At 65.2% G+C, this 2,107-nt stretch carries 2 protein-coding genes; both read right to left on the bottom strand.

Translation table 11 applies throughout. The features are described 5' to 3' along the window. Nucleotides 1-384 precede the first annotated feature (384 nt). Nucleotides 385-1,038, bottom strand: a complete 654-nt coding sequence (locus A2I95_RS33365; RefSeq protein WP_291736741.1) for an aminotransferase class IV family protein — start codon at nucleotides 1,036-1,038, stop codon at nucleotides 385-387. Continuing rightward, on the bottom strand, nucleotides 981-2,107 hold a 1,127-nt coding region (locus tag A2I95_RS33370), incomplete at its 5' end, for an aminodeoxychorismate synthase component I (RefSeq protein WP_291736742.1). The genes A2I95_RS33365 and A2I95_RS33370, both read right to left, overlap by 58 nt.

The raw sequence follows: 2,107 nt of genomic DNA on the forward strand, positions 1-2,107 counted from the left end.
CGATAGGCGTGCATGGCGGGACCTTTCGTGTCTCGGGTCGTCTGTCCGGGTGGACCGTCATTCGGGAGGTGCGCCGGGCTGGCGCTTAAAATCGTCCGGGGTGGTACACAAGTTTGCAACGTGGTTGTCAAGCAAACTGGGCAATTTCACCGCCCTGCGGCCGCCATTTCCGCAGGTGGCCCCTGTGCGGAGAGGCTCGCGCCCCTTCCGGGTCCCATCGCTGATGCGACAGGACGGCAAGCGTTGGGCCTGGCGCCCCGCCTGCTGCAGGGCGCGGGCGGTGTCTGCACGCCCCCGCAGCGCGCCAACGGCGCGCTGCGGGGCCCAAGGGCAAGTGCCGTCTGGCGTCAGCCAGGGGGCGTTTGCGCGCGGGAGTGCTGCCTGTCAGACCAGCCGTGCCGGGATCAGCCCGCGCAGGGAATTGCCCATGTGAATGGCTTGCGCGTCTTTCAGATCCCGCAGGCCAAGAACTGCTTCATAGCATTCCCCCCGCTCCAGCAACACCTGCCGCAGGACCCCCGGCAGCAACCCGCAGGACAGCGGCGGCGTGACCATATGCCCGTCCGCGCCGGTCACAAACAGATTGGTAATGGCGCCCTCGCACAGCTCCCCGCGTTCATTCAGAAACAGCAGTTCATCCACACCGCCGGGCAAATTGGCGCGTGCAGTGTCATACACCGCACGGCGGGTGGTCTTGTGCTGCAGCCAGAAATCGCCGGCCTCAAGCCTCTTGTCCGCGATCCCCAGCCGCCATTCAGCAGGGCTGCTTCCCAGAGGCGGCGCAGTCAGCCCCAGCTGCCCGGCCGCATCCAACGTGAGGCGGCAACGCAACGGTATGTTCCCCGCGGCCCCGGCCAGAATGTGCCGCACCTGCTCCGGGTCAAAGGGGATGCCAAACGCCGCAGCGCTGCGCGCCATCCGGGCCAAATGCTGCTCCAAATGCCGGAATCCTTTGCCCGGATGCCAGCCCAGCGTTTCGATCAGGCGGAAAGCGGGATCGTTCTGGATGGCGTCACGCGGGCGAACCGGGCTTTCCATAGCGCTTCCTCATACTCAGACTCTGCGGTGCTGTCCCAGACCACGCCGCCGCCTACGTTGAGCGTCGCGCTGCCCTTTTCCAGCATCAGCGTGCGGATCGCCACGTTGAATTCCGACGACCCGTCCGGTGCCGCCCAGCCGATAGTGCCGCAATAGATATCACGCGGCCAGGGTTCCAGATCCGCCAGGATCTCCATCGACCGGATCTTGGGCGCGCCGGTTATGGAGCCGCAGGGAAACAGCGCCGCAAACACCTCTGCCAGCCCGGCATCAGGCCGCAGCTTTGCCCGCACCATCGAGACCATCTGATGCACCGTCGCGTAGCTTTCGACGGCAAACAGCTCCGGCACATGCACCGACCCGGTCTGTGCCACGCGGCTGATATCATTGCGCAGCAGGTCCACGATCATCAGGTTCTCGGCGCGGTTCTTTTCATCCTGGCGCAGGAAATCACGGCGCCGGGCGTCCTCGACGGGATCGTCGCTGCGCGGCTGGGTGCCTTTCATCGGGCGGGTCTCGATCACGCCGTCTGCATCGGTGCGGAAAAACAGCTCCGGCGAACGCGACAGCAGGTCTGGAAGGCCGTCCTGTTCGACCAGCACGCCGTGGCCAACCGCCTGTTTGGCCTGCAGCGCGGCATAAAGCTCCTCAGAGGTGCCATAAGCCTCCGCATCAATCGGGAAAGTCAGGTTGGCCTGATAAATGTCGCCCTTGCCGATGTTGCGGTTCACTTCTGTGAAGGCCTCGGCGTAGCGTTGATAACTCCAGCGGGGGGCAATACCTTCCAAACCAGTTTCGCCCTCCCGCGGCCGGGCAATGCTCTTGGTGGCAAACTGCGACGGCTCATCATAAACCCCAAAACACATCAGCGGCAGCCGCCGTGCCTTGGGCATCCGCTCCGCCAGTTTCTCCTCCAGCGCATATCCCAGCTCATAGGACGCATAACCTGCCAGCCAATGCCCGGCACCCCGCGCCGCATCCAGTGCCGCCAGCGCCGCAGGCACCTCTTCCGGCCCGTCCGCGCGGATCATGCGCAGCGGCTGGTCGAAACACGTGCCGGCCCCCTTGG

It is taken from the genome of Leisingera sp. F5 (genome assembly GCF_001593695.1).

Bases quoted from the DNA above. Each gene is read 5' to 3' on its own strand.
- A2I95_RS33365 (WP_291736741.1), bottom strand. From the start codon at position 1,038: ATGGAAAGCCCGGTTCGCCCGCGTGACGCCATCCAGAACGATCCCGCT.